The 23,706-nt window shown below is 66.3% G+C and carries 18 protein-coding genes and 2 tRNA genes; 9 read left to right on the top strand and 11 right to left on the bottom strand.

Going from position 1 to position 23,706, the window contains the following annotated elements; genetic code table 11:
* The first annotated feature begins 15 nt into the window (after positions 1-15).
* Positions 16-1,326, top strand: coding sequence for a Na+/H+ antiporter family protein (locus MUN46_RS01205; protein ID WP_243375790.1), 1,311 nt, complete (start codon positions 16-18; stop codon positions 1,324-1,326).
* 191 nt (positions 1,327-1,517) lie between these two features.
* Here MUN46_RS01205 and MUN46_RS01200 read toward each other — a convergent pair.
* Positions 1,518-1,602 (bottom strand) — tRNA-Leu (locus MUN46_RS01200).
* Positions 1,603-1,708: 106 nt separating this feature from the next.
* Between MUN46_RS01200 and queA the strand changes: the two genes are divergently transcribed.
* The 5 genes from queA to secF all read left to right on the top strand — a co-directional run bounded on the left by queA (position 1,709) and on the right by secF (position 7,401).
* Positions 1,709-2,761, top strand: a complete 1,053-nt coding sequence (gene queA, locus MUN46_RS01195) for a tRNA preQ1(34) S-adenosylmethionine ribosyltransferase-isomerase QueA (RefSeq protein WP_243375788.1) — start codon at positions 1,709-1,711, stop codon at positions 2,759-2,761.
* 14 nt (positions 2,762-2,775) lie between these two features.
* Positions 2,776-3,909 (top strand): tRNA guanosine(34) transglycosylase Tgt, encoded by a 1,134-nt coding sequence (tgt, locus tag MUN46_RS01190; RefSeq protein ID WP_243375787.1) that lies wholly within the window; start codon positions 2,776-2,778, stop codon positions 3,907-3,909.
* Between the two features lie 131 nt (positions 3,910-4,040).
* On the top strand, positions 4,041-4,379 hold the full coding sequence (gene yajC, locus MUN46_RS01185; protein WP_243375785.1) for a preprotein translocase subunit YajC: 339 nt from the start codon (positions 4,041-4,043) through the stop codon (positions 4,377-4,379).
* A 151-nt stretch (positions 4,380-4,530) separates the two neighbouring features.
* Entirely contained in the window at positions 4,531-6,450 is a 1,920-nt protein-coding gene (gene secD / locus MUN46_RS01180) for a protein translocase subunit SecD (RefSeq protein ID WP_243375784.1), read from the top strand.
* Positions 6,451-6,465: 15 nt separating this feature from the next.
* Positions 6,466-7,401, top strand: coding sequence for a protein translocase subunit SecF (secF, locus tag MUN46_RS01175; protein ID WP_243375783.1), 936 nt, complete (start codon positions 6,466-6,468; stop codon positions 7,399-7,401).
* A 403-nt stretch (positions 7,402-7,804) separates the two neighbouring features.
* Here secF and MUN46_RS01170 read toward each other — a convergent pair whose 3' ends face one another.
* From MUN46_RS01170 to thiM, 3 genes are all read right to left on the bottom strand, one after another.
* Complete coding sequence (locus MUN46_RS01170) at positions 7,805-8,977, bottom strand: DUF2868 domain-containing protein (protein ID WP_243375782.1); 1,173 nt, start codon at positions 8,975-8,977, stop codon at positions 7,805-7,807.
* Positions 8,978-9,063: 86 nt separating this feature from the next.
* Positions 9,064-9,717 (bottom strand): thiamine phosphate synthase, encoded by a 654-nt coding sequence (thiE, locus tag MUN46_RS01165; protein ID WP_243375781.1) that lies wholly within the window; start codon positions 9,715-9,717, stop codon positions 9,064-9,066.
* Between the two features lie 9 nt (positions 9,718-9,726).
* Entirely contained in the window at positions 9,727-10,539 is an 813-nt protein-coding gene (gene thiM / locus MUN46_RS01160; RefSeq protein WP_243375780.1) for a hydroxyethylthiazole kinase, read from the bottom strand.
* A 184-nt stretch (positions 10,540-10,723) separates the two neighbouring features.
* On the opposite strand from thiM, the gene MUN46_RS01155 reads away from it, so the two are divergent.
* On the top strand, positions 10,724-11,710 hold the full coding sequence (locus MUN46_RS01155) for a 2Fe-2S iron-sulfur cluster-binding protein (RefSeq protein WP_243375779.1): 987 nt from the start codon (positions 10,724-10,726) through the stop codon (positions 11,708-11,710).
* 81 nt (positions 11,711-11,791) lie between these two features.
* Here the strand turns inward: MUN46_RS01155 and MUN46_RS01150 are convergent, their stop codons facing one another.
* The 7 genes from MUN46_RS01150 to MUN46_RS01120 all read right to left on the bottom strand — a co-directional run bounded on the left by MUN46_RS01150 (position 11,792) and on the right by MUN46_RS01120 (position 22,914).
* Positions 11,792-15,718, bottom strand: a complete 3,927-nt coding sequence (locus MUN46_RS01150; protein ID WP_243375777.1) for a DUF748 domain-containing protein — start codon at positions 15,716-15,718, stop codon at positions 11,792-11,794.
* Between the two features lie 153 nt (positions 15,719-15,871).
* The gene (locus MUN46_RS01145) at positions 15,872-16,549 is read right to left on the bottom strand and encodes an HAD family hydrolase (RefSeq protein WP_243375776.1); all 678 of its coding nucleotides are present in this window, start codon (positions 16,547-16,549) and stop codon (positions 15,872-15,874) included.
* 91 nt (positions 16,550-16,640) lie between these two features.
* Positions 16,641-17,369 carry an OmpA family protein gene (locus tag MUN46_RS01140; protein ID WP_243375774.1) on the bottom strand — a complete coding sequence of 243 codons (729 nt, stop codon included), beginning with the start codon at positions 17,367-17,369 and terminating at the stop codon, positions 16,641-16,643.
* 154 nt (positions 17,370-17,523) lie between these two features.
* On the bottom strand, positions 17,524-18,843 hold the full coding sequence (locus tag MUN46_RS01135) for a TRZ/ATZ family hydrolase (protein WP_243375773.1): 1,320 nt from the start codon (positions 18,841-18,843) through the stop codon (positions 17,524-17,526).
* Between the two features lie 141 nt (positions 18,844-18,984).
* Positions 18,985-21,819, bottom strand: coding sequence for a valine--tRNA ligase (locus MUN46_RS01130; protein WP_243375772.1), 2,835 nt, complete (start codon positions 21,817-21,819; stop codon positions 18,985-18,987).
* Positions 21,820-21,892: 73 nt separating this feature from the next.
* Positions 21,893-22,474, bottom strand: a complete 582-nt coding sequence (locus tag MUN46_RS01125; RefSeq protein WP_243375771.1) for a hypothetical protein — start codon at positions 22,472-22,474, stop codon at positions 21,893-21,895.
* 5 nt (positions 22,475-22,479) lie between these two features.
* Positions 22,480-22,914 carry a DNA polymerase III subunit chi gene (locus MUN46_RS01120; protein WP_243375770.1) on the bottom strand — a complete coding sequence of 145 codons (435 nt, stop codon included), beginning with the start codon at positions 22,912-22,914 and terminating at the stop codon, positions 22,480-22,482.
* Between the two features lie 134 nt (positions 22,915-23,048).
* Here MUN46_RS01120 and MUN46_RS01115 point away from each other — a divergent pair, with 134 nt between their 5' ends.
* Both MUN46_RS01115 and MUN46_RS01110 read left to right on the top strand, forming a co-directional pair.
* On the top strand, positions 23,049-23,447 hold the full coding sequence (locus MUN46_RS01115; protein WP_243375768.1) for a VOC family protein: 399 nt from the start codon (positions 23,049-23,051) through the stop codon (positions 23,445-23,447).
* Between the two features lie 78 nt (positions 23,448-23,525).
* Positions 23,526-23,601: transfer RNA gene (locus MUN46_RS01110), tRNA-Ala, on the top strand.
* Positions 23,602-23,706 lie beyond the last annotated feature (105 nt).

The raw sequence follows: 23,706 nt of genomic DNA, 5'->3' as shown, positions 1-23,706 counted from the left end.
AAACGGGAGCCGCTGATGGACCTCGTCCTCAATCCGATCATTCTCTCCGTCGTCCTGCTTTGCGTGCTCTGCCTCGCCAAAGTGAACGTTCTCATCTCGCTGCTCGTCGCGGCGATCGCGGCAGGCGTCGCAGGAGGACTCGGGCTCACCAAGACGATGACGGTGCTCGCCAACGGCTTTTCGGGCAACGCGACGACGGCCCTCTCCTACATTCTTCTCGGGACGTTCGCCGTTTCCATCGCGAAGACCGGCCTCATGCAGCTGCTGGTCGACTGGCTGGGGCGGCACATGGCGCACCGGCCCGTCGTGTTCTGCCTCACAATCGCCTTCATCTCCTGCCTGTCGCAGAACGTGGTGCCGGTGCACATCGCCTTCATCCCGCTGCTCATTCCGCCGCTGCTCGCGCTGATGAACAAAATGAAGCTCGACCGGCGCGCGATCGCCTGCTCGCTCGGCTTCGGGCTCACCGCGCCCTATATCTCGCTGCCCGTGGGCTTCGGGCTCATCTTCCAGGGCATCGTCGCCGACAGCATGACCTCGAGCGGCATGAAGACCACGGTCTCGGACGTCGCCTCGGTGGCCTGGCTGCTCGGGCTGTCCATGCTCGCGGGGCTGCTCTTCGCGGTGTTCGTGCTCTACCGGCGGCCCCGCGCCTACCGCGACGTGCCGCTCGACGCCACGCTCGCGGAAGCCCCCCGCGGCGGCAGGCTCACCGCGAAGCACTGGGTCACGCTCGCCGCGATTCTGCTCGCCGTCGTGGTGCAGGTGACGCTCGAGTCGCTGCCGCTTGCGGCGCTGCTCGGCCTCACCGTGATGATGGTGGGCAAGGCCTTCCGCTTCAGCGAGCTTGACTCCCGGATCGACAGCGGCATTTCGATGATGGGCCTCATCGCCTTTGTGATGCTGATCGCGGGCGGCTACGCCGCGGTGCTCAAGGAGACGGGCGCGGTGAAGGAGCTCGTCGAGGGCGTGGTGCCCTTCATCGGCTCGAGCAGAATTCTCGCGGCCGCGATCATCACCGTGATCGGCCTCATCGTGACGATGGGCATCGGCACCTCCTTCGGCACCGTCCCGATCCTGGCCGTGATCTACGTGCCGCTTTGCTCGGCCGTGGGCTTTTCGTTGCCGGCCACCGTGCTGCTGATGACCGCCGCAGGCGCCCTGGGCGACGCGGGCAGCCCCGCCTCGGACAGCACGCTCGGGCCCACGAGCGGCCTGAACGCGGACGGCCAGCACGACCACATCTGGGACACCTGCGTGCCCACCTTCCTCGTTTTCAACATTCCGCTCATGCTGATGGGGATCATCGGGGCCCAGTTCCTGTAGGGCGGCCTGCGCGGCCCGCGGGGCCGCGCAGAAAAATTCCGGGCGCAGAGGCCGGGCCGGAGACGTTTTTTTCTGAGGAGCGGGCTGCGGCGGGCCGCAAAGGGGGAGGCTCCCGGCCCTGCGGCGGGGAAGAAGGGGAGGAAAGGGGAAAATCAAAAACAGTTTAAGTTTTTGATTTTAAAATAGAAACATGGTGCCCGGAGAGGGATTCGAACCCTCACGGCTGTTAACCGGCGGATTTTGAATCCGCTGCGTCTACCATTTCGCCACCCGGGCGGTAGCAGGTTTTGGATTATGCCAAAACGGCCGGGAGGCGGCAAGGCCTTCCGCCTTCCTTCCGTTTATAATAAGCCCCCTTTCCTTACCTCTGGCCAGTCAAGCCATGACCGAACAATACCTTTCCGACTTCGATTTCGAGCTCCCCCAGGAGCTGATTGCACAGTACCCCCTTGAAAACCGCGACGAATGCAGGCTGCTGCATGTGATTCCGCAGGGGGGCCTCGAGGACCTGGTTTTCCACGACATCGTGAAGCTGCTGCGCCCCGGCGACCTCATGGTCATGAACAACACCTTCGTGATCAAGGCCCGGCTCCGCGGCCACAAGGCGACGGGCGGCGCGGTCGAGGCCCTGATCGAGCGCGTGACGGGCGAGAAAAGCGCGATCGCGATGATCCGGGCGAGCAAGTCGCCCAAGCCCGGCTCGACCGTTGTTTTTGAAAACCCGGAAGGGGAGCGGCTCGAGGTGAAGGTGCTCGGGCGCGAGGGCGAGTTCTTCGAGCTCGAGTTCCCCGAGGCGGTGCTGTCCTGCCTCGACCGGTTCGGCAAGACGCCTCTGCCGCCCTACATCGAGCGCGACGCGAACGCGGCCGACGAGTCGACGTACCAGACCGTCTACGCGAAGATCCCGGGCGCCGTGGCCGCGCCGACCGCCGGGCTGCATTTCACGAAGGAGCTGCTCGAGGAGCTCCGCGCGAAGGGCGTCGAGGAGGCCTATGTGACGCTGCATGTCGGCGCGGGGACCTTCCAGCCGGTGCGCGAGGAGAAGATCTCCGAGCACAAGATGCACTCCGAGTGGTACTCGGTGAGCGAGGAGGTGGCCGAAAAGGTGAACCGCGCGAAAGCCGAGGGGCGCCGCGTGGTGGCCGTCGGCACGACGTCGCTGCGCACGCTGGAGGCTGCGGCGGTGGCCCCGGGCCGCATCCGGCCGGGCTCCCGCGACACGACGCTTTTCATCACGCCGGGCTACCGCTTCAGCACGATCGACGCGCTGATCACGAACTTCCACCTTCCGAAGTCGACGCTCGTCATGCTGGTGTCGGCCATCGCCGGGCGCGAGCGCATCCTCTCGGCCTACCGCCACGCGATCGAGCAGCGCTACCGCTTCTTCTCGTACGGCGACGCCATGTTCCTGGAAAACGCGCCTCAGGCCTCTTAACGGAGCACCCGCACATGGGATTATCCTTTAAAGTCCTCGCGCGCTCGGGCAAGGCCCGGCGCGGCGAGCTCACCCTCAACCACGGCGTGGTGCAGACCCCGATCTTCATGCCGGTCGGCACCTGCGGCACGGTGAAGTCCATGACGCCCGAGGAGCTCCTCGACAACGGAGCCCAGATCATCCTCGGCAACACGTTCCACCTGTGGCTGCGGCCCGGCCTCGATGTGATCGGGCTGCACCGCGGGCTGCACCGCTTCATGCACTGGGACCGGCCGATCCTTACGGATTCGGGCGGCTTTCAGGTGTTCTCCCTCAAGGGGCTGCGCAAGATCACCGAGGAGGGCGTGAAGTTCGCCTCCCCGATTGACGGCCGCAGGCTTTTCCTCTCGCCCGAAGAGTCGATGAGGATCCAGACCTGCCTCAATTCCGATATCGTGATGCAGCTCGACGAGTGCACGCCCTACGAGATCGACGGCCGCCCGGCCACCGAGCGCGAGGCGGCCGACTCCATGCGGATGTCGCTGCGTTGGGCGCGGCGCTGCCGCGACGAGTTCAGGCGGCTCGGCAATCCCAACGCCCTGTTCGGCATCGTGCAGGGCGGCATGTACGAGAAGCTGCGCGAGGAGTCGCTCCAGGGGCTGGTCGACATCGGGTTCGACGGCTACGCCGTGGGCGGCCTCTCGGTGGGAGAGCCCAAGGAGGTCATGAACCGGATCGAGTCCGAGATCGTGCACCAGCTGCCCGAGGACCGTCCCCGCTACCTGATGGGCGTGGGCACTCCCGAGGACCTGGTCGAGGGGGTCTCCAACGGCATCGACATGTTCGACTGCGTGATGCCGACGCGCAACGCCCGCAACGGGTGGCTTTTCACGCGCTACGGGGACATCAAGATCAAGAACGCGCGCTACGCGGCCGACCTCAAGCCTCTTGACGAGGGGTGCGGCTGCTACACGTGCCGGCATTTCGACCGCTCGTACCTGCACCACCTGCACAAGGCGGGCGAAATCCTGGGGGCGCGGCTCAACACCATCCACAACCTGCACTTCTACCTCACGCTGATGCAGGAGATGCGCGATGCGCTCGACAAGGGGTGCTTCGAGCAGTGGAAGGCGAAGTTCTACGAGGACCGCAGCCGCGGGATCGGCTGAGGCCCCGGCGCGGGGAGTGCGCGGTCTTCCTGCATCCCGCCACTCCTTCTTTTATAATCAGCAGATTATTTTTTCCTGCGGCCCGCGCGCCCTCCACTGGGGCGGGCCGCCCATTTAAAACCGGAGTATTCATGCTTTTCATTACCGATGCCTTGGCGGCCGATGCCGCCGCGGGCGGCGCCGCCGCTGCCGCGATGCAGTTCGTGCCCCTCATCCTCATCATCGTCGTTTTCTGGCTGTTCCTCATCCGGCCGCAGCAGAAGCGCGCCAAGGAGCACCAGAAGATGGTGGACGGGCTCAAGACGGGCGACGAGGTGATGACCGCCGGCGGCCTCATGGGCAAGGTGACGGCGCTCGACAACGCGAACATCAGGATCCAGATCGCCCAGGTCGACGGCAAGGCCGTGACGCTGCAGCTGTCGCGTCAGACCGTGGCCAACGTCCTGCCCAAGGGCACGGTGAAGTTCTAAGCCTGCGGACTCTTCCAGGGCTCAAGGGCAGGCCGGGACTCCGGCCCCGGCACGGGGCGGCAGCCCCGGCTGCAGGTGAATCCGCCCCGGGTTCGCCTGCTCTGTTTTTTTCAGGTTCGGCGCGCTCCGCGCCGGATTTGGGGTAGTCAAGATGAATCGTTATCCAATCTGGAAATACATCGTCATCCTGTTCGCCCTCGTCATCGGCATTCTCTACACGCTGCCTAATTTCTTCGGCGAGTCGCCTGCCATCCAGGTCTCCTCCGGAAAGGCAACCGTGAAGGTGACCGCCCAGACGATGACGCAGGTCGAAGCGGCGCTCAAGGCGGCAGGCATCAAGACCGAGAGCGTGAAGTTCGAAGAGGGCTCGCAGCAGGTGAGCTCCAGCGTGCGCGTGAAGTTCGGCGTGACCGACACGGAGCTGCAGCTCAAGGGACGCGAGGCGCTCGAGAAGGCGCTCAATCCCGACCCGAGCAACGCGGATTACGTGATTGCCCTGAATCTCGTGCCGAACACGCCCGACTGGCTCGCGGCGATCGGCGGCAAGCCCACCTACCTCGGCCTCGACCTGCGCGGCGGCGTGCACTTCCGCCTCGAAGTCGACATGAAGGCGGCCATCGAAAAGCGCGTCGAGTCCAATGCGGCTGACCTGCGCACGCTGCTGCGCGACAAGGACATCCGCCAGACGGGCATCGACCGGCGCGGCAGCGAGATCGTCGTGAAGTTCGCCGACGAGACCCAGCGCGACCGCGGCTACGACCAGATGCGCCTCTCGCAGCCTGACATGACCTTCACCACCGGCCGCGACGGCAGCGACTACATCGTCCGCGCGACGATGTCCGAGAAGGCGATCCGTGACGTTCAGGACTACGCCATCAAGCAGAACATCGGAACGCTGCGCAATCGAATCAATGAGCTCGGCGTGGCCGAGCCGGTGATCGCCCAGCAGGGCGCCACCGGCATCGTGGTCGAGCTGCCGGGCGTGCAGGACACCGCCAAGGCGAAGGACATCCTCGGACGCACCGCGACCCTTGAAATCCGCATGGTGGACGACACGCCGGAAGCCTACACGCAGATGGCCTCCGGCACCGTCCCCTTCGGCGACGAGCTCTTCACCGACCGCGAGAACCACCAGGTGCTCGTGCGCCGCCGCGTGGTGCTCACCGGCGAAAACCTCCAGGACGCCCAGCCGGGCTTTGACCCGCAGACCCAGGAGCCGACCGTGAACCTCACGCTCGACAACAAGGGCGCCCGCATCTTCAAGGAAGTGACCCGCGACAACGTCGGCAAGCGCATGGCGATCATTCTCTTTGAGAAGGGCCACGGACAGGTGGTGACCGCGCCTGTGATCCGCCAGGAAATCGGCGGCGGGCACGTGCAGATCTCCGGGGCCATGACCACGATCGAGGCAACCGACACGGCGCTGCTGCTGCGCGCCGGATCCCTCGCGGCCCCGATGGAGATCGTCGAGGAGCGCCTCGTGGGCCCGAGCCTCGGGCAGGCCAATATTGAGGCGGGCTTCCGCTCGTCGGTCTACGGCTTCATCGTCGTCGCGATATTCATGGCGCTCTACTACCAGGTCTTCGGCCTGATTTCCGCCTTCTGCCTGTTCTTCAACGTGCTGCTGATCATCGCGATCCTCTCGCTCATGCAGGCGACGCTCACGCTGCCGGGCATCGGCGCCCTCGCGCTTTCCATTGGCATGGCAGTCGACGCGAACGTGCTGATCAACGAGCGCATCCGAGAAGAGCTGCGCGCGTGGAAGACCCCGCAGGTGGCCATTAAGGAAGGCTACGACCGCGCCTTCGGCACCATCGTCGACTCGAACGTCACCTCGCTCATCGCCGGCATCGCGCTGCTCATCTTCGGCTCCGGCCCGATCCGCGGATTCGCCGTCGTGCACTGCCTGGGCATCATCACCTCGATCTTCACCGGCGTGTTCGTGTCCCGCGGCCTGGTGAACCTCATCTACGGCCGCCAGAAGCACCTGAAGAAGATCCATGTGGGCGAAATCTGGCGCCCCGATCCCAAGAAGTCCGGCGCGGCCGGCACCACGGGTTCCGGACAGTAAGGGAGGAGAGACAAAATGGAATTTTTCCGGATCCACAGAACGATCCCCTTCATGAAGTATTCGATTTACCTGAATATCTTCTCGATCGTTATGTTCTGCCTTGCGGTCTTCTTCCTCGCCACCCGCGGACTCGCCTTCTCCATTGAGTTCACCGGCGGCACGACGATGGAGGTGACCTATCCAGCGGCGGCCGATACGGACAAGGTCCGGCAGCTGCTGGTGGAGAAGATTTCTCCTGAAGCTTCCGTCCAGAACTACGGGACGGCGCGCGACGTGCTGATCCGCGTCCCGCTCAAGAAGGGCGAGAGCTCCGGCGAGCAGGCCAAGCAGGTGATGGCCGTGCTCTCCGAGCAGACTCCGGGCGTGGTGCAGCATTCCGTCGAGTTCGTCGGGCCGCAGGTGGGCCAGCAGCTCGCCACCGACGGGGCGACCGCCCTCGCGCTGGTCGTGCTGGGCATCATGGTTTACCTCGCCTTCCGCTTCGAGTGGAAGTTCTCCGTCTCGGCCGTGATCGCCAACCTGCACGACATTGTGATCGTGCTGGGCCTTTTTGCCTTCTTCCAGTGGGAGTTTTCGCTGCAGGTGCTCACGAGCCTCCTCGCGGTGCTCGGCTACTCCGTGAATGAGTCGGTGATTATTTTCGACCGCGTCCGCGAGCATTTCAGGACCATGCGCAGGGCGAGCACCGTCGAGGTGATCAACTCGGCCATTACGGCGACGATCTCCCGTACGGTGATCACGCACTCCTCGACGCTGTGCATGACGATCTCGATGTACCTGTTCGGCGGGCCGGCCCTGCACTACTTCGCCCTCGCCCTGACGGTGGGCATCTGCTGCTCGGTCTACTCTTCCGTGTTCGTGGCGGCGGCTCTTGCGATGTACCTGAAGGTGAAGCGCGAGGACCTCGTGCACAAGCCCCGCAAGCAGCAGATTTCCGAGATGGTGCCCTAAGGGGGACGGCGCAGCCTTTCCCTCCCGCCCGCGGTCCGGTTTCAGCGGGCCCCCGGGAAAGGAGCGCTTTCCGGGCCTTTCGGCTGATCCGGCTTTCCCGGCCTTTCCGGGGGAGCCGGATATTTTTTGGGCTGCTTTGGCTTGGGTCTGAAGCCCCCCGGGCCCTTTCGGGCGGAGCCGCCGCAGGGAGGCGGGGCTTTGCGGCCCGGGGCCTGCCGGCAGGGCTTTTGGGGGAAAAGGCAAGGCGGATTTCCGGGGCGGCGCCCTGAAAAGGGGCGGGGCGGCCTTGGGACTCCGGCTCCTTCCGGGGCGGGCTTCGGGCCGGGGGATGAAAAAAACTCCGGCCCGCCTTGAAGAGCGAACCGGAGTCTCAGGAAAGAGGATGCCTTTCGACGGAAGCCTTTCAGGCGGCGCCGCCTTCCTGCTTCGCGGGAGCTTCCTTCTTCGGTGCGGCGGCGGGAGAAGACTCGGCCGCCTGGCCGGCGGCGCTCTCCGCTCCTGCGGCCGCAGGCTCCGGGGCGGGCCCGGAGGCGTGCTCCTCCCCGGGTTCGAGAAGGCTGCGGAAATAGTCATCCACGGGAATGGCGACGCGGCGCTTCAGCAGGCGCAGCGCCGCGCTGTCCCAGGCGATCAGCAGCAGCCGCGGGATCACGATCAGCACAAGCGCCAGCAGGAAAAGCCGCGGCATCCACGCCGAGGCGGGCGCGATCCGGGAGGCGGCCTCTGGCGCCGCCGCGATGCGGTCGAGCCTCATGGCGGCCACGCCCTCCACGTCCGGCAGGGGCGGCAGGTTGAGCGCTTGGGGAATCCATCCCCAGAGGCGGCTGAAGAGTTCGCAGACCCGGTCGGGCGCGCTGTCAAACAGCGGCAGCTCCCAGCCGATGATGTAGGTGCCGCCCAGCCCGCGCACGATGAGGCTCGAGGCAACTCCGGCCGTGAGCGCGAGAAAAGCCCAGTGGAAGACCCGGGCGATCCGGAACTGCGCGAGCCTCAGGCAGGCGGGCGCCCAGATGGCGAGGAACGCCCGCCGCAGCCCCGAGCTGATCAGCTTCGGCGCGACAAGCCCCGAGGTGAGCCGCGCGAGCACCGTGCGGAAGGGCAGCTCCATGTGCCGCCGGCGCACGAGGCTGAGCGCGCCGTAGACGATCATCAGCGCGTAGATGAAAAGGCTCCAGAGGCAGAGCGCGCCATACACGGGAGAAAAGAGGTTCACCTCCGAGCCGGAGGAAAAGAACCGCTCAGCAAAAGCGCCGATCAGGTAGGCGCAGAGAATGATCGCCGCCGAGGTGAGGTAGCCCAGGGCCGGGCTGCCCCCGAACCTCAGGGTCCGCAGCGTGTGCGACTTTTTCGCCATGCGCGAGTAGGCGAGCTGCGCGCGCTGCTCGATGAAGCGGGCGGGCGGCGTCGAGCGGGAGGTCTCCGAGAGCAGGTCCCGCGTGACCTGCGAGGCTTCTTCCTGCGACCAGTACTTCTTTCCGGCCTCCGAGGTCTCGACTGCCTTGACGAGGCAGACGGTCCGGGCCGTCTCGATGGGGTACTTCAGCCTGCCGGGAATTTTTCCAGAAAAAAAAGCCATGATCCTGCGGTCCTTGCGGAAAGGGGGAGGGGAGAGCGGCAGGAGCCCTCAGGAGGGCTTCCTGCAGCGTCCCGAATCCCTTCATTTTAGCGGGAAAGCCCCTGTCGGAAGGCGTGCAGCAGCAAGGCGGCGGCCGCCCTGGGGTCGGGCTGTCCGCAGATGGCCGAGACCACGGCAAGGCCGTCCGCGCCGGCCCCGGCCAGCGAGGCCGCGTTGCCGGCGTTCACCGCTCCGATGGCGACCGCCGGGCAGGGCCTGCGGGCGGCAAGCTCGGCAAAGCCCGCAAGCCCGAGGGGGGAGGCCGCGTCGGGCTTCGTCGCGGTGGCCCAGACCGGGCCGATGCCGAGGTAGTCCACGGCGCCCTCCTGCACGAGCGGGGCGCACAGCGCGAGCTCGCGCCCGCTGGACACCGAGTAGCCGATGATCGCGCGCGGCCCCATCAGCCGCCTCGCGTCCTGCGGCTGCAGGTCCTGCTGGCCCACGTGCACGCCCTGGGCGCCGATCGCGAGGGCGACGTCGACGTGGTCGTCGACGATCAGCGGCGTGCCCGAGGGGGCGAGCGCTTTCAGGAGCGCGCGCCCGCACTCGGCGAGCCGGCGCTTTTTCCAGCCCGGGGCCCGCAGCTGCACGATCGTGCAGCCGCCCCGCACGGCTTCAAGAGCGGTTCGGACCATGCCGTCTTCGCCTCCGCACAGCACCGGGTCGAGGACGAGATAGAGCTCGAGGTTCACGCTGTTCATCGCTTGGCCTCAGGCGCTCATCAGACCGGCCGCTTCCTCAGGGCTGAGCAGGTAAAGCGCGTCGAGGTAGGCGTTGTGGAAGGATCCGGGCGCGCGGGCCGTCTGCCCCGCGCGCTCTGCCGCGCGCTTGGCGAGCAGGCAGCAGGCCGCGGTGCTCGCGAGGGGGTCGGACGCTCCGGCCGCAAAGCCCGCGGCCATCGCCGAGAGCGCGCAGCCCGTGCCCACGACGAGCGTGACCATGGCGCAGCCGCCCGAAACCGACACCGTCCTGCGGCCGTCGGTCACGTAGTCCGTCTCGCCGGTCACGCAGACGACGGAGCCGGAGCGCGCGGCGAGCGCCTGCGCGGCCTCCAGGGCCGAGGCGCTGGAGTCGAGCGAGTCGACGCCCTTGTAGCGGTGCTCGAACCCTGCGGCGGCGAGGATCTCGGAGCCGTTTCCGCGGATCACCGTGGGGCGCAGCGCGATCAGCTCCTCGATCGCCTTGTCGCGCCAGGCGGTGCCGCCCGCTCCCACCGGGTCGAGCGTCCAGGGCTTGCCCGCGTCCGCGGCGGCCGCGGCCGCGAGCTTCATGGCCTGCACGTTCTCCCGGTTCGGCGTGCCCACGTTGCAAAGCAGCGCATCGGCCGCGCCGCGGGCGAACTCGGCGCACTCCTCCAGCCCCGGCACCATGGCGGGCGACATGCCGCAGGCCAGAAGCACGTTGGCAGTCACTTCCTGGACCACGTCGTTTGTGATGCACTGCACGAGGGGGCGCAGCGACTTCATCCGCCGGATTTCCGCGGCGGCGGCTGAGGCCTGCAGCTGTTCAACGACACCGTTCATCTGAATTCTCCTCTGTTCTGAAAGAGCGCGCGGCGTGCGCTTTGCCGTCCGTTTCCTGAAGCCGGCGCGCCGGGCCGCAGGGAAGCTTTGGATTTAAGGCACAATGATATGCTAAGAGGAGGCGCCCGGACGGCGGCGGGAGCATCGCCGCGCCGCCGGGCAAGACAACAGGACTGACTACACGATGACATACACAATCAGGATCAAGGGTTCGGATGTTTCCTTCCCGGCCGAGCCGGGAGAAAGAATTCTCAAGGCGGCCGAAAGGGCCGGCATCGAGCTGCCGCACGCCTGCGGCAGCGGCTTCTGCGGAGCCTGCAGCGCCAAGGTGGCCTCCGGGTCGTTTCTCGCCTACGCCCCGGGCTCGAGCGAAGGGCACCCGGCCTCCGGCCTGAACATTCTCTGCTGCTCGTCCTCGGCGCTGAGCGATGCCGAGATCGAGATCGCCTGGAAGCGGCTGGTCGCCGCGGCCGACATGAAGGTGGAGAGCTGCGAGCGGCTCGCTCCCGACGTGATCCGCGTCGTGCTGCGCCCCTGCGGCGCCCCCGTCGTGTTCACGCCGGGGCAGTTTGTGGACATCGTGCAGGGCGAGGAGCGCCGCAGCTACTCGATCGCCTGCGACACCGTCGCGGGCGTGATCGAGCTGCACATCCGCCACGTGAAGGGAGGGCGCTTCACCGACCGGTTCTTCGGCGTCACGGCCAGCCCCCTCAAGGCGGGCGACACGCTTAAGGTCACGGCCCCCTCGGGCGAATTCCGGCTGCACAAGAGAACCGACCACGACCTGGTCTTCCTCATGACGGGCACGGGCTTTGCGCCGGCCAAGGCGATGATCGAGAACTACATCCGGCTGCCCGCCGCGAAGCCCCACCAGGTCTACCTCTACTGGGGCGGCCGCACGAAGGCCGACCTCTACATGGACGAGCTCTGCCGCCGCTGGGAGCGCGAGCACGACTGGTTCCACTACTGCCCCGTGCTCAGCCGCGAGGCGGACTGGGACGGGCGGCGCGGCCACGTCCAGGAGGCTTTCCTCGCGGACCATCCCGACGCCTCGGGGTTCGACGCCTACATGTGCGGCAGCGGCAGGCTTGTGGCTGACGCCACGGCTGCTCTCAAGGCGGCCGGGATCACCCCGGACCGCATCTACAGCGACGCCTTCACGGCGGGCTGAGGGCTTTCCGCGCCGCCCCTTCGGGCGGGGGGGGGAGAAGCGTTTTTCCCCCGCCCGGGAAGGCGCAGGCGGCTCTTTTTTTCAGCGCACGAAGCGCAGCTTCACGCCGCCCACCGTCGACTTCTTGTCGAACTCGGGCCCGGTGATGAAGATCCGGTTCTCCTTGATCCCGGCCTCCGAGACGGCGCGGGCGATGTGCCGGCAGCGCGCATCGGCGAGCTGCCCGATGTTCGAGCGGTCGGGGGCGACTGCCTTGTAGAGCCTGCTTTCCATCTCGGACACCGACAGCCCCTTCGGATCCTCTTTCGGGAACTGCATCGAGAAAAGCGCCCGCACGGCAGCCTCGCGGCTGCGCTCTTTTTCAGGCATGGTCGACTGGGCGACCTTCAGCAGCCCGTTGTAGGTTCTCTGGTGAAGCGCCTCGCTGTCGCCGCTCTGGTTGATGAGCGGCGTGATCTCGAGCTTCGCCTCAGGATGCTCCTTCAGGGCCTTCACGATCTGGGTGACCGTGCTCTGCTGGTCGGCCGTGAGCCTGCTCTGGCCCGACAGGAACGGCACCAGGACGGGCTTGGAAGACGAGCTCGTGCTGAAGTTCGCAAGCGAGGCGAGCAGGTTCACCGGCGAGGCGACCACCTTGATGATCAGGTTCTTCAGTCCCGTGAGCACGAGATCGCTCAGCGAGAACTGCGGGTCGGCGAGGTCGCCTGAAATCGGCAGCTCGAAGTCGATGTTGCCCTTGCCGTCGGTGAGCAGCGAGGTGGCCAGGGTGACCGGCAGGCTGATGGAGGTCTCGTTGGGGATGTACGGGCCCCAGCCGAGCTGCTCGATCACGACGTGGTTGTCCGCCTTGATCTTCGTCTTGTCGGTCATCGTGATGTCGCTTTTCACGCTGAGGTTGCCTTTCTGGATCGGGTAGGAGACGTAGTGGACGCTGTAGGGCGTGAAAAACGGCATGGAAACCGCCGTGAGGGTGCCCTTGGCGGTGAGCTTGCCCTTGTCGACGAAGGGCGAGCCGCTGCCGGTGATGCTCAGCTTTGAGGAGCCGTTGATGAGGGCGCTCGCGGTGAGGGTGGAGGGCGTGTTGTCGCCCCCGTAGACCACGGGCTTCACGCTCACGTTGAGGCTGCCGAAGCGGAACTGCCCGGCCGGCCGCACGACCTTGTCGATGAAGGCGAAGCCCCCGTCCCTGATGGAGAACTCGCCCACCCGCACCGGCTGGTTGGGCTGGCGGCCGACGCGCTTTTCCTCGGCTGCGACCTTCTTCTTGATTTCCTCCCGGGTCTTCTTCGCCTTTTCGGCCGATCCCCTCTTGCCCAGAAGCGGATCGATGTCGAGGTTGCCCTTGGCGTCGCGCGAGATGCTGTAGCGGGGCTTTTCAATGGCGATGCGGCCGATGTTCACGGTGCCGCTGGCCGGCGCGTTGACCCCCGTGACCGAGGCGAGGGCCACGCGCCCGAACCGGGCGCCGCCGCCCTCGATCTGGAAGGCGCTCGAGCGGGCCGCGGCCGACTCCAGCGTAAGGTGGCCCGCCGTCCCGCTCTGCCAGTCGAACTTCCGCACGGCCAGCGTGTCGGAGAGCGTGGAGACGCGGGCGGCGTTCACAGGCGAAATCGCCTGGGCCTTGGCGAGGTCGGCGCTGTCAAGCCTGAAGGAAGTCTCCGCGGCCTTTTCGAAGGCCGCGCCGCGCAGCGCCGCATGCTCGGCGTTGAAGTCAAACAGATCGACCGTGGACTTCACCCCGTCGGCGCTGATGTCGGGCGCGGAGAAGGTGATCCGGTCGGCGAGCCTGAAGGCGCTGCCCGAGACGGTGAGCGAGCTCAGGCTCGCCTTGACCGGCGTGTCTCCGGCCACCTCGATGTGCGAGGGCTGGGAGCTCACGCGCTCCACCCCGACGTCGACCGCGCCGTTCGGATTCGTGTCGACCGCGATGCGCAGGCCCTCAAGCCCGATCCGGTCGGTTCCTCCCTGCACGGGCGAGGCGCTGAAGGCGCCGCCAGAGACGGAGGCCGCCTTCGCGTTGACGCCGAGCGTCCTGGCCTTTCCCTTCCAGAGGACCGACAGGTTCTGGGCGTCGCTGCCGCGCGCCGTGCCGCTGAAGGAGCCGGCCTTGAGCGAAGTGCCCTCCGCGGAGAGCTTCATTCCGGAGACGGCGGCGTTTTCCGTCTTTCCGTCCCAGCCTACGCGCAGGCTCTCCGCATTGAGCTTCTCGAGCCTGCCCTCAAAGGTGCCGGCCTTCAGCTCCGGCGTGGTGAGGGCAAGCGAGCGCGCGTTGAGATCAAGCCGGCCGGACTCCGCGGCCCAGCCGAGCTCCAGGCTGCGGGCTGCGGCCGAAGTGTCGACCGAAAAGCCGCTTTCGGGCAGCGCGAAGTGCCCGTCTCCCAGGTCGAGCTTCGCGAATTTCAGGCTGAGGTCTTTTTTATAGGCGGCGTCAAACTGCCCGGCCCGGGCCGATTCGAGGCGGATGTCGAGGGAGGAGCCTCCGTTTTGCGCGAGGGCGGCCTTCTTCAGGCCGAGGTCGCCCTGAGCGTGCACCGAAAGCGGTTCGGAGCTCAGATCGAAGTCGAGGTTCGTCTTGAGGGTGGCCTGCCCGTCCAGGCTCCAGCCTGCGCTCTGCGCATAGCCCGACAGTTTCCCCAGGGCGAGCCGCTGGGCGTCGACGGCGGCTTTGCCGCGCAGCGCCCCGAGCTCGATGCCGCCGTTGGCCCGGAGCGATCCGCCCAGCAGCCTGGCCGAAACCTCGAAAGGCGTTGTTTCGCCCTCCTTCATCGTGATGTTGGTGGCGGCGGCCGTGAGGCTTTCCGCGTCGATGCGGGCGCCGTGCGCGGCCTGGTCTTCCAGCAGGAAGCGTCCGCCTTCGAGCGCCGCGCTGCGGACAACCCAGGCGAATTCCGAGCCGTCCTTCTTCTTTTCAGCCTCAGGGGCTTGCGCGGATCCGGCGGCGGCCGCTTCCTCGGGCTTTTCTCCGGCCTTCGCGGAAGCGGTTTTGATGAGGCCGCTCCAGGCGAGCGAACCGTCGGCGAGCCGCTGCATCCGCACGGTGGGCGACTCGAGGCTCACGGACTTCACCTCGGCCCTGCGGTTGATGAGGTCGATCTCGGCCGAGTCGACCTTAAGCGAGCTGAAGGCGATCGAGTTGGCCGCCGGCGCGCCTTTCAGGGCCATGGCGAAGTCCTTCGCCTCGGCGCTGAAGTCGATCAGGATCGTGCCCGGGGTTTTGGCCGTGCCCTGCGCGAAGGTGACGTCGGCCGCCGCCGTGACGGAGCCGCCGCTTACGGCTGCGTTGAGCGGCAGCATGCGCGCGAGGTGCGGCAGGCTGTAGTCCTTCAGGTCGAAATGCATCTGCGTGGCGCGGGTGTCCTTGAAGGGCAGCGAGCGGCCGTGCGCCTCAAAGGCCGAGCCGTTCGCCTTCAGCCTGAGCTCGGGCAGGACGTTGATGTTGCGGTCCGAGCCGATCGAGCCGATGAAGGGAATGCCAAGGTTGATCTCCGTGATCTGCTCATCGACCCCGTGGGACGGGATCGAGATGCGGAAGTCCGAATTCGAAAGCCTCACGTTGTTGAGGCTGAATCGGAAAGGCTCCTCGCCGGGCTTTTCGGGCTGGGGCGGAAAGCGCTTGTGAATGCTGTCGATCACGTCCTGGAAGTTCGTGACGCCGTTTTCGTCCACGCTCAGCGCGCCGCTCAGATGGTCGACCGACAGGGCGTCGAGCACGACTCCGAAGCGGGTGATGGAGGACAGGGCGGCCACGTTGGCGTAGAGGCTGCCGATGGTGACCGGCTTGTCGGCCTCCGAGCGGCCCGACAGCCGTATGTCCCGCGCCGTGAGCTCTACGGTCCAGGGGTTGAAGCGGACTTCTCCGATCGAGAGCTGGCGCCCGAGCAGATTCGAGACAGGCCCGGAGGCCGCCCACTTCAAGCCTGACGGCAGCGCCCACCAGCCCAGCGCTGAATAAATGCCGTACGCAGCCGCCACGCCAATGGCAACCTTTGAAACCCGGTTGAGCCTCATCCTCGAACCTTCCTTTCGCAAATGCCGATGAGGCCGGCTGACGCGGGATGCGCGGAGCCGGCAGTTGAGAAAAGTCTAATGCCTTTGGGGTCGTGCGGTGTCAGAACGGACTCTTCGGGGCGCTTCCGGTCGCCGGCCTGGACAAGAATTGTTTCAAATCTTGGATAAAACTTTAAGGAGGTCGGCCGGGTCCCTGAGCACCGCGAGGGGGGCGAGCGCCTCGACTGCGGCGCGGCCGCCGTCGTAGTAGCCCCAGGAGGCGAACACAGGCGCCGCGCCCGCCCGGCGGGCCGCCAGGAGGTCTCGGGGGTCGTCGCCGCAAAGCGCGCTCTGAGCGGGCTCTGCCCCGAGCCCGCTCAGAGCCAGCAGGACTCCGTCCGGGGCGGGCTTTGGAGGAAGCCCCGGTCGGGCGCCCACCACGCAGCCGCAGTGCTCAAAGGCCTTGAGCGCCCGGACGATCTTGCGCGCGAAAGGCTCGGGCTTGTTCGTGACCACGCCCCAGGCAATCCCCGTGCGCTCGAGCGCCCCGAGGAGCTCCGCAATGCCGGGAAAGAGGCTGGGCGCTGCGGCGCACCTGCGCTCGTAGTCTTCGAAGAAGGCCTGGCGCAGCTGTTCGTAGCCGGGCGATGCGGGCGTGACTCCGAGCCCCGCGCGCAACAGCGCGACAGACCCCTCCGAGGCCGCCGCCCGGTACTTTTCGGGCGGCAGGGCCTCAAGGCCTTTCGCACGGCGCAGGACGTTGACGGACGCCGCAAGATCGCGGACGGAATCCACGAGGGTGCCGTCCATGTCGAACAGGACGCACCGGCAGTTTGTCGAAGAAGAGGGCATTTTTGCAGGGAGGGCGAAAGACGGGCATAAAAAATCCGCTCCATGAAGGAGCGGATTTTTTTATCTCAGATCCTCGTGCGGAGGAGAGAGATTACTTGGCCTCGCGGGTGCCGACCACTTCGATCACAGCACGGCGGTTCGGCTGCAGGCACTTGACGAGCTGCTTGAAGTTCTTGATCTTGCCCTTCTTGGAGGGGTTCGGGCAGTTCACAACCGGATCCGCCTCGCCCTTGCCGGCGGTCTTGATCACGTTGGCGCTCACGCCCTTGCTGACCAGGTAGCCCTTCACGGCTTCAGCGCGGCGCTCGGACAGCTTCTGGTTGTAGGAGGCCTTGCCGAGGCGGTCAGTGTAGCCGGTGGAGTTGACCACTTCGAGATCCACGCCGGCGAGGCGGGAGACCAGCTCATCGAGCTTCGCCTTTCCGGCGGGCTTCAGAGTGGCCTTGTCGAAGTCGAACAGGGTGTCGGCGGAGAGGGTGACCTTTTCACGCTTCGGGGCGGCGGCAGGAGCCGGGGCGGGAGCAGGAGCCGGGGCGGGAGCAGCCTTCGGAGCCGGAGCAGCCTTCGGAGCCGGAGCGGTGCAGGCAGCCTTGCTCAGGATTTCCTTGTCGCACTGGCAGCCAAAGCCCTTAAGGCCCTGGGCTTCGGCGAGAGCCGGGGTCCAGTAGCCGGTGCGCCAGCAAAGGCCGTACGGATCCATCACAACCTTGCCGTCGCTGGAAATGACATAAGGATTTGCCGTTTCAGCAGCCATGACAGAACCAGAAGCGGCGAGCATGACGGCAGCCAGCAGACCACCAATCTTCGCGGAAGTGTTCATTTTTTCCTCTTTCCTTTTTTTTCGGCCCCCGTCTCCGGGAACCATTAATAATCCCAAAAGCAGATGAGCAGGGTACGACCCTATCGCTGATCACTGCCTGCATCCTCGGGAAACAGCCGCTCTCCTTTTTTACAGGAAAGACCTGTCTTCCAAGCTATGGCTCTACCATATTTTGCCACTTATGGGCAATGGAGAGTGCTCGACTACGGGACATCCCCGAGAGGGAACGGATGGTTTGCTGTTTTTCGACAACCAGCCGGCCATCTATCCACACATGGGTAATATTTTCCCTACCGGCACTGTAAAGCAACTGCGTGGCCGGTTCAAGTACCGGGACACTGGTAATTTCCTCAAGAAGAACGCTGAAAACATCAGCATTTTTACTAACTTCGAGGGAGCCGATCTCCTTGTCCCAGCCGAGCGCCTTCGCTCCGCCCATCGTGGCCGCATACAACATCTTGTGGACCGGGGCGGCGGTCGGGTCGCCCGCCGTGGCCTTGGCGAGCATGGCCGCGAGCCGGGTCTCCGCGAGCATGTCGAGCTTGTCGTTGCTCGCCACGCCGTCGGTGCCGATGCCCAGGTTGATGCCGGCCTTCATGATGCGGTCGACCGGGGCGAAGCCGCTTGCGAGCTTCAGGTTGGAACTCGGGCAGTGGCACACCGAGGCGCCGGCCTGCGCGAGGGTGCCGATGTCCTCGTCGTTCAGGTGCACCGAATGCACGGAGATGAGGCGGCTGCTCACGATGCCGAGCCGCCGCAGCCTTTCGATCGGGCGGCAGCCGTACTTCTCCATCGATTCGCGGATCTCGGCGGCCGTCTCGTGGACGTGAATGTGCACCGGCAGCCCGTAGCGCTCCGACAGGCCGGCCAGCGCCCGCATGGCCTCGTCGCCCACCGTGTAGGGGGCGTGGGGGGCCACCGTCACGTGCACGCGGGGGCTGCCCCGGAACTGCTGGATCACTTCCTCGGCTTTTTTCAGGTATTCGTCATCGGTCTTCGCCCAGGCCGACGGGAAGCCGATCAGGAAGGCCGAGACCGCGCAGCGCATCCCGGCCTCCGTGAGGCCCCGCGCGGCGTCGGCCGGGAAGAAGTAATGGTCGTTGGTGCAGGTGACGCCCGACTGGACCATTTCCTCGCCGGCGAGCCGGCTGCCCTCGTAGACGAACTCCGGCCCCATGCAGCGCCCTTCGGCGGGCCAGATCTTCTTCTGCAGCCAGTCCTGGAGGCACAGGTCGGGGCCGAGCCCGCGCAGCAGGTTCATCGCCGCGTGCGAGTGCAGGTTGACCAGGCCCGGCAGCAGCACCTCCCCGGGCAGCTCCACGGTCTCGCGGGCCTCGAACTGCCCGGCCTCGGAGGCGGGGGCGATCGCCGCGATCCGTCCTTCGCTCACGGCAAGCACATGGTTTTTGAGCACGACCCCCTCGGGGACGACGGGAATCATCCAGGTGGGCTTCAGGAGTTTTTCAACCTGCATGGCGGTGGGTTCCTCTGTAACGGGATAAAGCGAAGCCCCGGGGAAAAGCCCCGGGGCCGGTGCGCTGCGGGCGCGGGCGGCTGCGCGCCCGCGGAGAGAGGGGGAGTCTCAGCCCTTTCCGCAGGCGGCGCTGCCCCCGGCTCAGGCCGCGGGGAGCTTCGAGAGCTGCTCGCGGTTTTTCTCGAGCGCCTTGGAGAAGTCCTCGAGCCGGGTCTTCTCCTGCTGCACAATCGCGGCGGGGGCCTTCGAGACGAAGCGCTCGTTGCCGAGCTTCGCGCGGCATTTGCGCACTTCGCCCTCAAGCCGCGCGATTTCCTTCGCGAGCCTGTCGCGCTCGGCGGCCACGTCGATTTTGATCACGAGCATCAGGTGCCAGTCCTCGACGATGGAGACCGGGGCGATCGAGCCCGGGTTGATGCTGTCGATGCTGTCGACGAGCTCCACCGACTCGAGCCGCGCGAGGCCCTTCAGGTACGGGGCGATCTCGCGGGCCTCGTCGCCGGGACCCTGGATCGCAAGCGGCACGCGCTTCGAGGGCGCGAGCAGCATCTGGCTGCGCAGCGCGCGCACGGCCTCCACCATCTTCTTCGTGACGGCCATGCGGCGGTCGGCCTGCGGGCACTCCGCGAAGTCTTCGGGCTTCGGGTACGGGGCCACCATCACGGAGGCCGTCTCGCCGGGCGCCCGGCGTCCGGCCGCGACGGAGACCTTCTGCCAGAGCTCCTCGGTGATGAAGGGGATGATCGGGTGGGCGAGCCTCAGCGTCGCCTCGAGCACCCGCGCGAGCGTGTTGCGGGTGGCGCGCTGCTCGGCCTCGCTGCCGGAGGTGAGCCGCACCTTGGCCGCTTCGAGGTACCAGTCGCAGAACTCGTCCCAGACGAAGGAGTAGATGGCGTTTGCGGCGAGATCGAGGCGGTAGCCCTCATAGGACTTGATCACCGTGCGGATCGTGCGCGAGAGCTCGCCCTCGATCCAGCGGTCGATGAAGCCGGGCTTCATCTCCCCGCCCTGCAGGCCGCAGTCCCGGCCCTCGACGTTCATCAGCACGTAGCGGGTGGCGTTCCACAGCTTGTTGCAGAAGTTGCGGTAGCCCTCGCAGCGCTTCACGTCGAAATTGACGTTCTGGCCGAGCGTCGCGTAGGCCGCCATCGTGAAGCGCAGGGCGTCCGCCCCGTAGGCCTGCATGCCGTTCGGGAAGTTCTTCTTCAGCTTGGCGATCACCTGGGGCGCCTTCTCCGGGCGCCGCAGCCCCATCGTGTTCTTCTTGATGAGGCCCTCGAGGTCGATGCCCTGGATCAGGTCGAGCGGGTCGATCGTGTTGCCCTCGCTCTTGCTCATCTTGTGGCCGTCGGCGTCGCGCACGAGCCCGTGCATGTAGACGTTCCTGAACGGCACGCGCCCCGTGAAGTGCTTGGTCATCATCACCATGCGGGCGACCCAGAAGAAGATGATGTCGTAGCCCGTCACGAGCACCGTCGAGGGCAGGTAAAGCTCGTAGGCCTTCTTGTCGTCTCCCTGGGGGTCGGGCCAGCCCAGGGTGGAAAACGGCACCATGGCCGAAGAGAACCAGGTGTCGAGGACGTCGGGGTCCTGGCGCAGCGCGACGCCTTCGCCGGCCTGCCGCTGGGCCTCCTCGAGCGAGGCGGCGACGTAGCAGTGCCCGTTCTCGTCGTACCAGGCCGGGATCTGGTGGCCCCAGAGCAGCTGCCGGGACAGGCACCAGTCCTGGATGTTGGTGAGCCAGTGGCGGTAGACGCTCCTCCACTGCTCGGGGAAAATGTTCACCTCGCCGGATTCCACCGCCTCCAGTCCGATCTGCGCGAGGCTCTTGCCGGGATGGGTGGAGTGCTCGCCCGCGGGCTTGCTCATGGCCATGTACCACTGCTCGGAGAGCATCGGCTCGACGATTTCGCCGGTGCGCGGAACGCGCGGCACCATGTGGCGGATCTTCTTCTCGCCCAGCAGCAGCCCCTGCGCCTTCAGGTCCGCGAGCACCGCCCTGCGGGCCTCGTAGCGGTCCATGCCCACGTATTTGGCCGGGGCGTTTTCGTTGATCTTCGCGTCCTTGGTGAGGATCGACAGGCAGCGCAGGCCGTGGCGGCGTCCGACCTCGAAGTCGTTGAAGTCGTGGGCCGGCGTGATCTTCACGCAGCCCGAGCCGAATTCGCGGTCGACGTAGGCGTCGGCGATCACCGGGATGTCGCGGCCGCACAGCGGCAGATGGACTTTGTGCCCGACGAGATCCTTGTAGCGCTCGTCTTCGGGGTGCACCGCGATCGCCTCGTCGCCAAAAAGCGTCTCAGGGCGCGTCGTCGCAACGACGACGTCGCGTCCGCCGTCAGCGGCCGGGTAGCGGATCTCCCAGAGGAAGCCGTCCTCCTCCTCGGGCTCCACCTCGACGTCGGAGACCGCGCTCTGCAGCTTCGGGTCCCAGTTCACCAGCCGGGTGCCCTTGTAGATCAGGCCCTCGCGGTACAGGCGCACGAACGTCTCCCGCACGACCCGCGAGAGCTTCTCGTCCATCGTGAAGTAGGTGCGCTGCCAGTCGACCGAGTCGCCGAGGCGGCGCATCTGCTTGAGGATGGTGCCGCCGGAGAACTTCTTCCATTCGAGCACCTTGGCGACGAACTGCTCGCGGGTGAGCGACTTCGGGTTGATGCCCTGCTTCTCGAGCTGGCGCTCGACCACGATCTGGGCGGAAATGCCCGCGTGGTCCGTGCCCGGCAGCCACATCGTGTTGTAGCCCGCCATGCGGTGATAGCGGGTGAGCGTGTCCATGACGGTCTGGTTGAAGGCGTGTCCCATGTGCAGGATGCCCGTGATGTTGGGCGGGGGCAGCTGGATGGAGAAGGCCGGGCGGCCGGCTTCAAGGCCCGCGCGGAAGTAGCCGCGCCTTTCCCATTCCGGGTACCAGCGGGCCTCGATGTCGGCGGGCTCGAAGCTCTTGGCGAGTTCAGAGGTGTTAGCAGATGTCATCTTGGAAAATCAGATGTCTTGAATCCAAAGGGGTAATGAGGGGGAATTATCGCATTTCCGCCCTGGCGCGGCGTCAGTTTCTGAAATACCGCGCGATTTCCTCGGAAACGGCGTTTTTCACGATGAGGTCCAGCCGTCCGGAGACGTCGTTGCGGATGCGGTCGGCGGCCGAGGCGGCGGCCGAGCGGGCGGCCTGCTCGATCACCGGCTCGAGCTGCTCGAGAATCGAGCGCTGGATCCGGGGCTGCAGGTAGGCGATGAGCTCCTCGGCCGAAAGCGAGCGCGCGGGCCGCGGGGCCTCGGCCGCGGAGAGTCCGCTGAAGCGGGCCGGCCCGCGCGCTGCGGGCTCGCCCGGGCGCTCGGCGGGCCGCCCGGCAGGAGGGCTTAAGGGGGCCGGCTCGATGCGCCCGGCCGTCCCGGCGCCCGAGAACGAAGGCACGCTGAAGAAGGAGGCCGAAGGCTGCGCGCTGCGGGGCGCGGGATCCGGCTCCGGGGCGGGAGCGGGCTCCAGGGACGGCTCGCGGGAGGGTTCGGCCGGCTCCATCGCGGGCAGCGCCCCGGCCCGGCTCGAGCAGGCCTCGAGCTCGCTCCAGGAGGCCACGATGGGACGCGAGAGCGTCGGGATGACGCGGGCGGAGGAATAAGGTTCTGTCATGTCTTTCAGCGGCTTCCTTGGTCGTAAGCCTTCAGCGGGCAGTTGAGCTTTCGGTAGATTTTATAGCGGGCGCGCGCGGCGGCGGTTTCCTCCGGCACGGAGGAGACGATGTCCACCACGCGGTCGAACCTCTCGAAGAGCTGCTCGAAGCCGGGAGGCACCGACTCGTCGAGCAGCAGCAGCACGTCGGAGTCGGGCAGCCGCGAGGGATCCTCGCTCAGCACGACCCGCGCCTCCTGTGCGTCCTTCGAGCCGGCCATCGCATGAGGGATGAAGGAGAGGTCGTCGAAGGCCCAGAGCCTGCGGTTGAAGTCCGCGAGCCGCGCGGAGTCCGAGCTCCAGACGGCCACCGACTTGCCCATCCTCCAGACCTTGCGCACGAAGAGGCAGGCGTACTGCAGGCGGCTGCCCACGTTGAAGTGAAAATCAATCTGCTGCATTTTGGCTGTTCAAGGGGGAAAAAGTTCCGTTAGGCATGCCCTCAGTTTAACGGCGCCGGGCGGGTCCGCCTTTGCCATGCGGTGCTCCGCCGTCCATAATGTCTCCGTAGCCCTTCTCTTTTTCGGAGGATTCCATGGATTCTGTGCCAAAACTGCGCCTGTCGCGTTCGACCAACAACCTTGAGAAACTGATCGTCTTTTACTGCTCGGGCCTGGGCTTTGAGATCCTCGACCGCTACGAGCAGCAAAACGGATGGGACGGCGTGATCTGCGGCCACAGGGACTGGCCCTACCAGCTGGAGTTTTCCCAGAAGCGCGAGACCGAGGACGTGCCGCGCGCTCCGACGCTCAATCACTTCATCGTGTTTTCCATTCCCGATGACAAGGAGTGGAAGGCGGTGCTCGCCCGCATGTTTGAAAACGGCTTCCCGCAGGTGACCAACCCCCAGCTCTACGCAGACCCGTCGACGGCCGCCTATGAGGATCCGGACGGCTACCGCGTCGTGCTTCGCAAGGGCGTCTGGAAGAAGTAAGCCGGGCGGGCCCCAGGCGCAGGAATTGCTTTTTTCCTGGCAACGTGTAAAATACATCACCTCTCGTATGAGAGATCCGGGGAAGTAGCTCAGCTGGGAGAGCGCAGCGTTCGCATCGCTGAGGTCGGGAGTTCGATCCTCCTCTTCTCCACCAAATTCTCGAGGCGCAGTCTGCACGGCGCCTCAAAGGCCGCGAAGCCCCGCCGGGTTCCGCGGCTTTTTCGTCTGCGCGGCCCGCTTTCCGCAGCTCTCTCCCGGG

Origin of the sequence: Mesosutterella faecium (assembly GCF_022809315.2) — a bacterium.
Lineage (GTDB): Bacteria > Pseudomonadota > Gammaproteobacteria > Burkholderiales > Burkholderiaceae_F > Mesosutterella > Mesosutterella faecium.
Note: the sequence above shows the minus strand (reverse complement) of the source record. Positions and strands in the feature narration are given on the sequence as shown.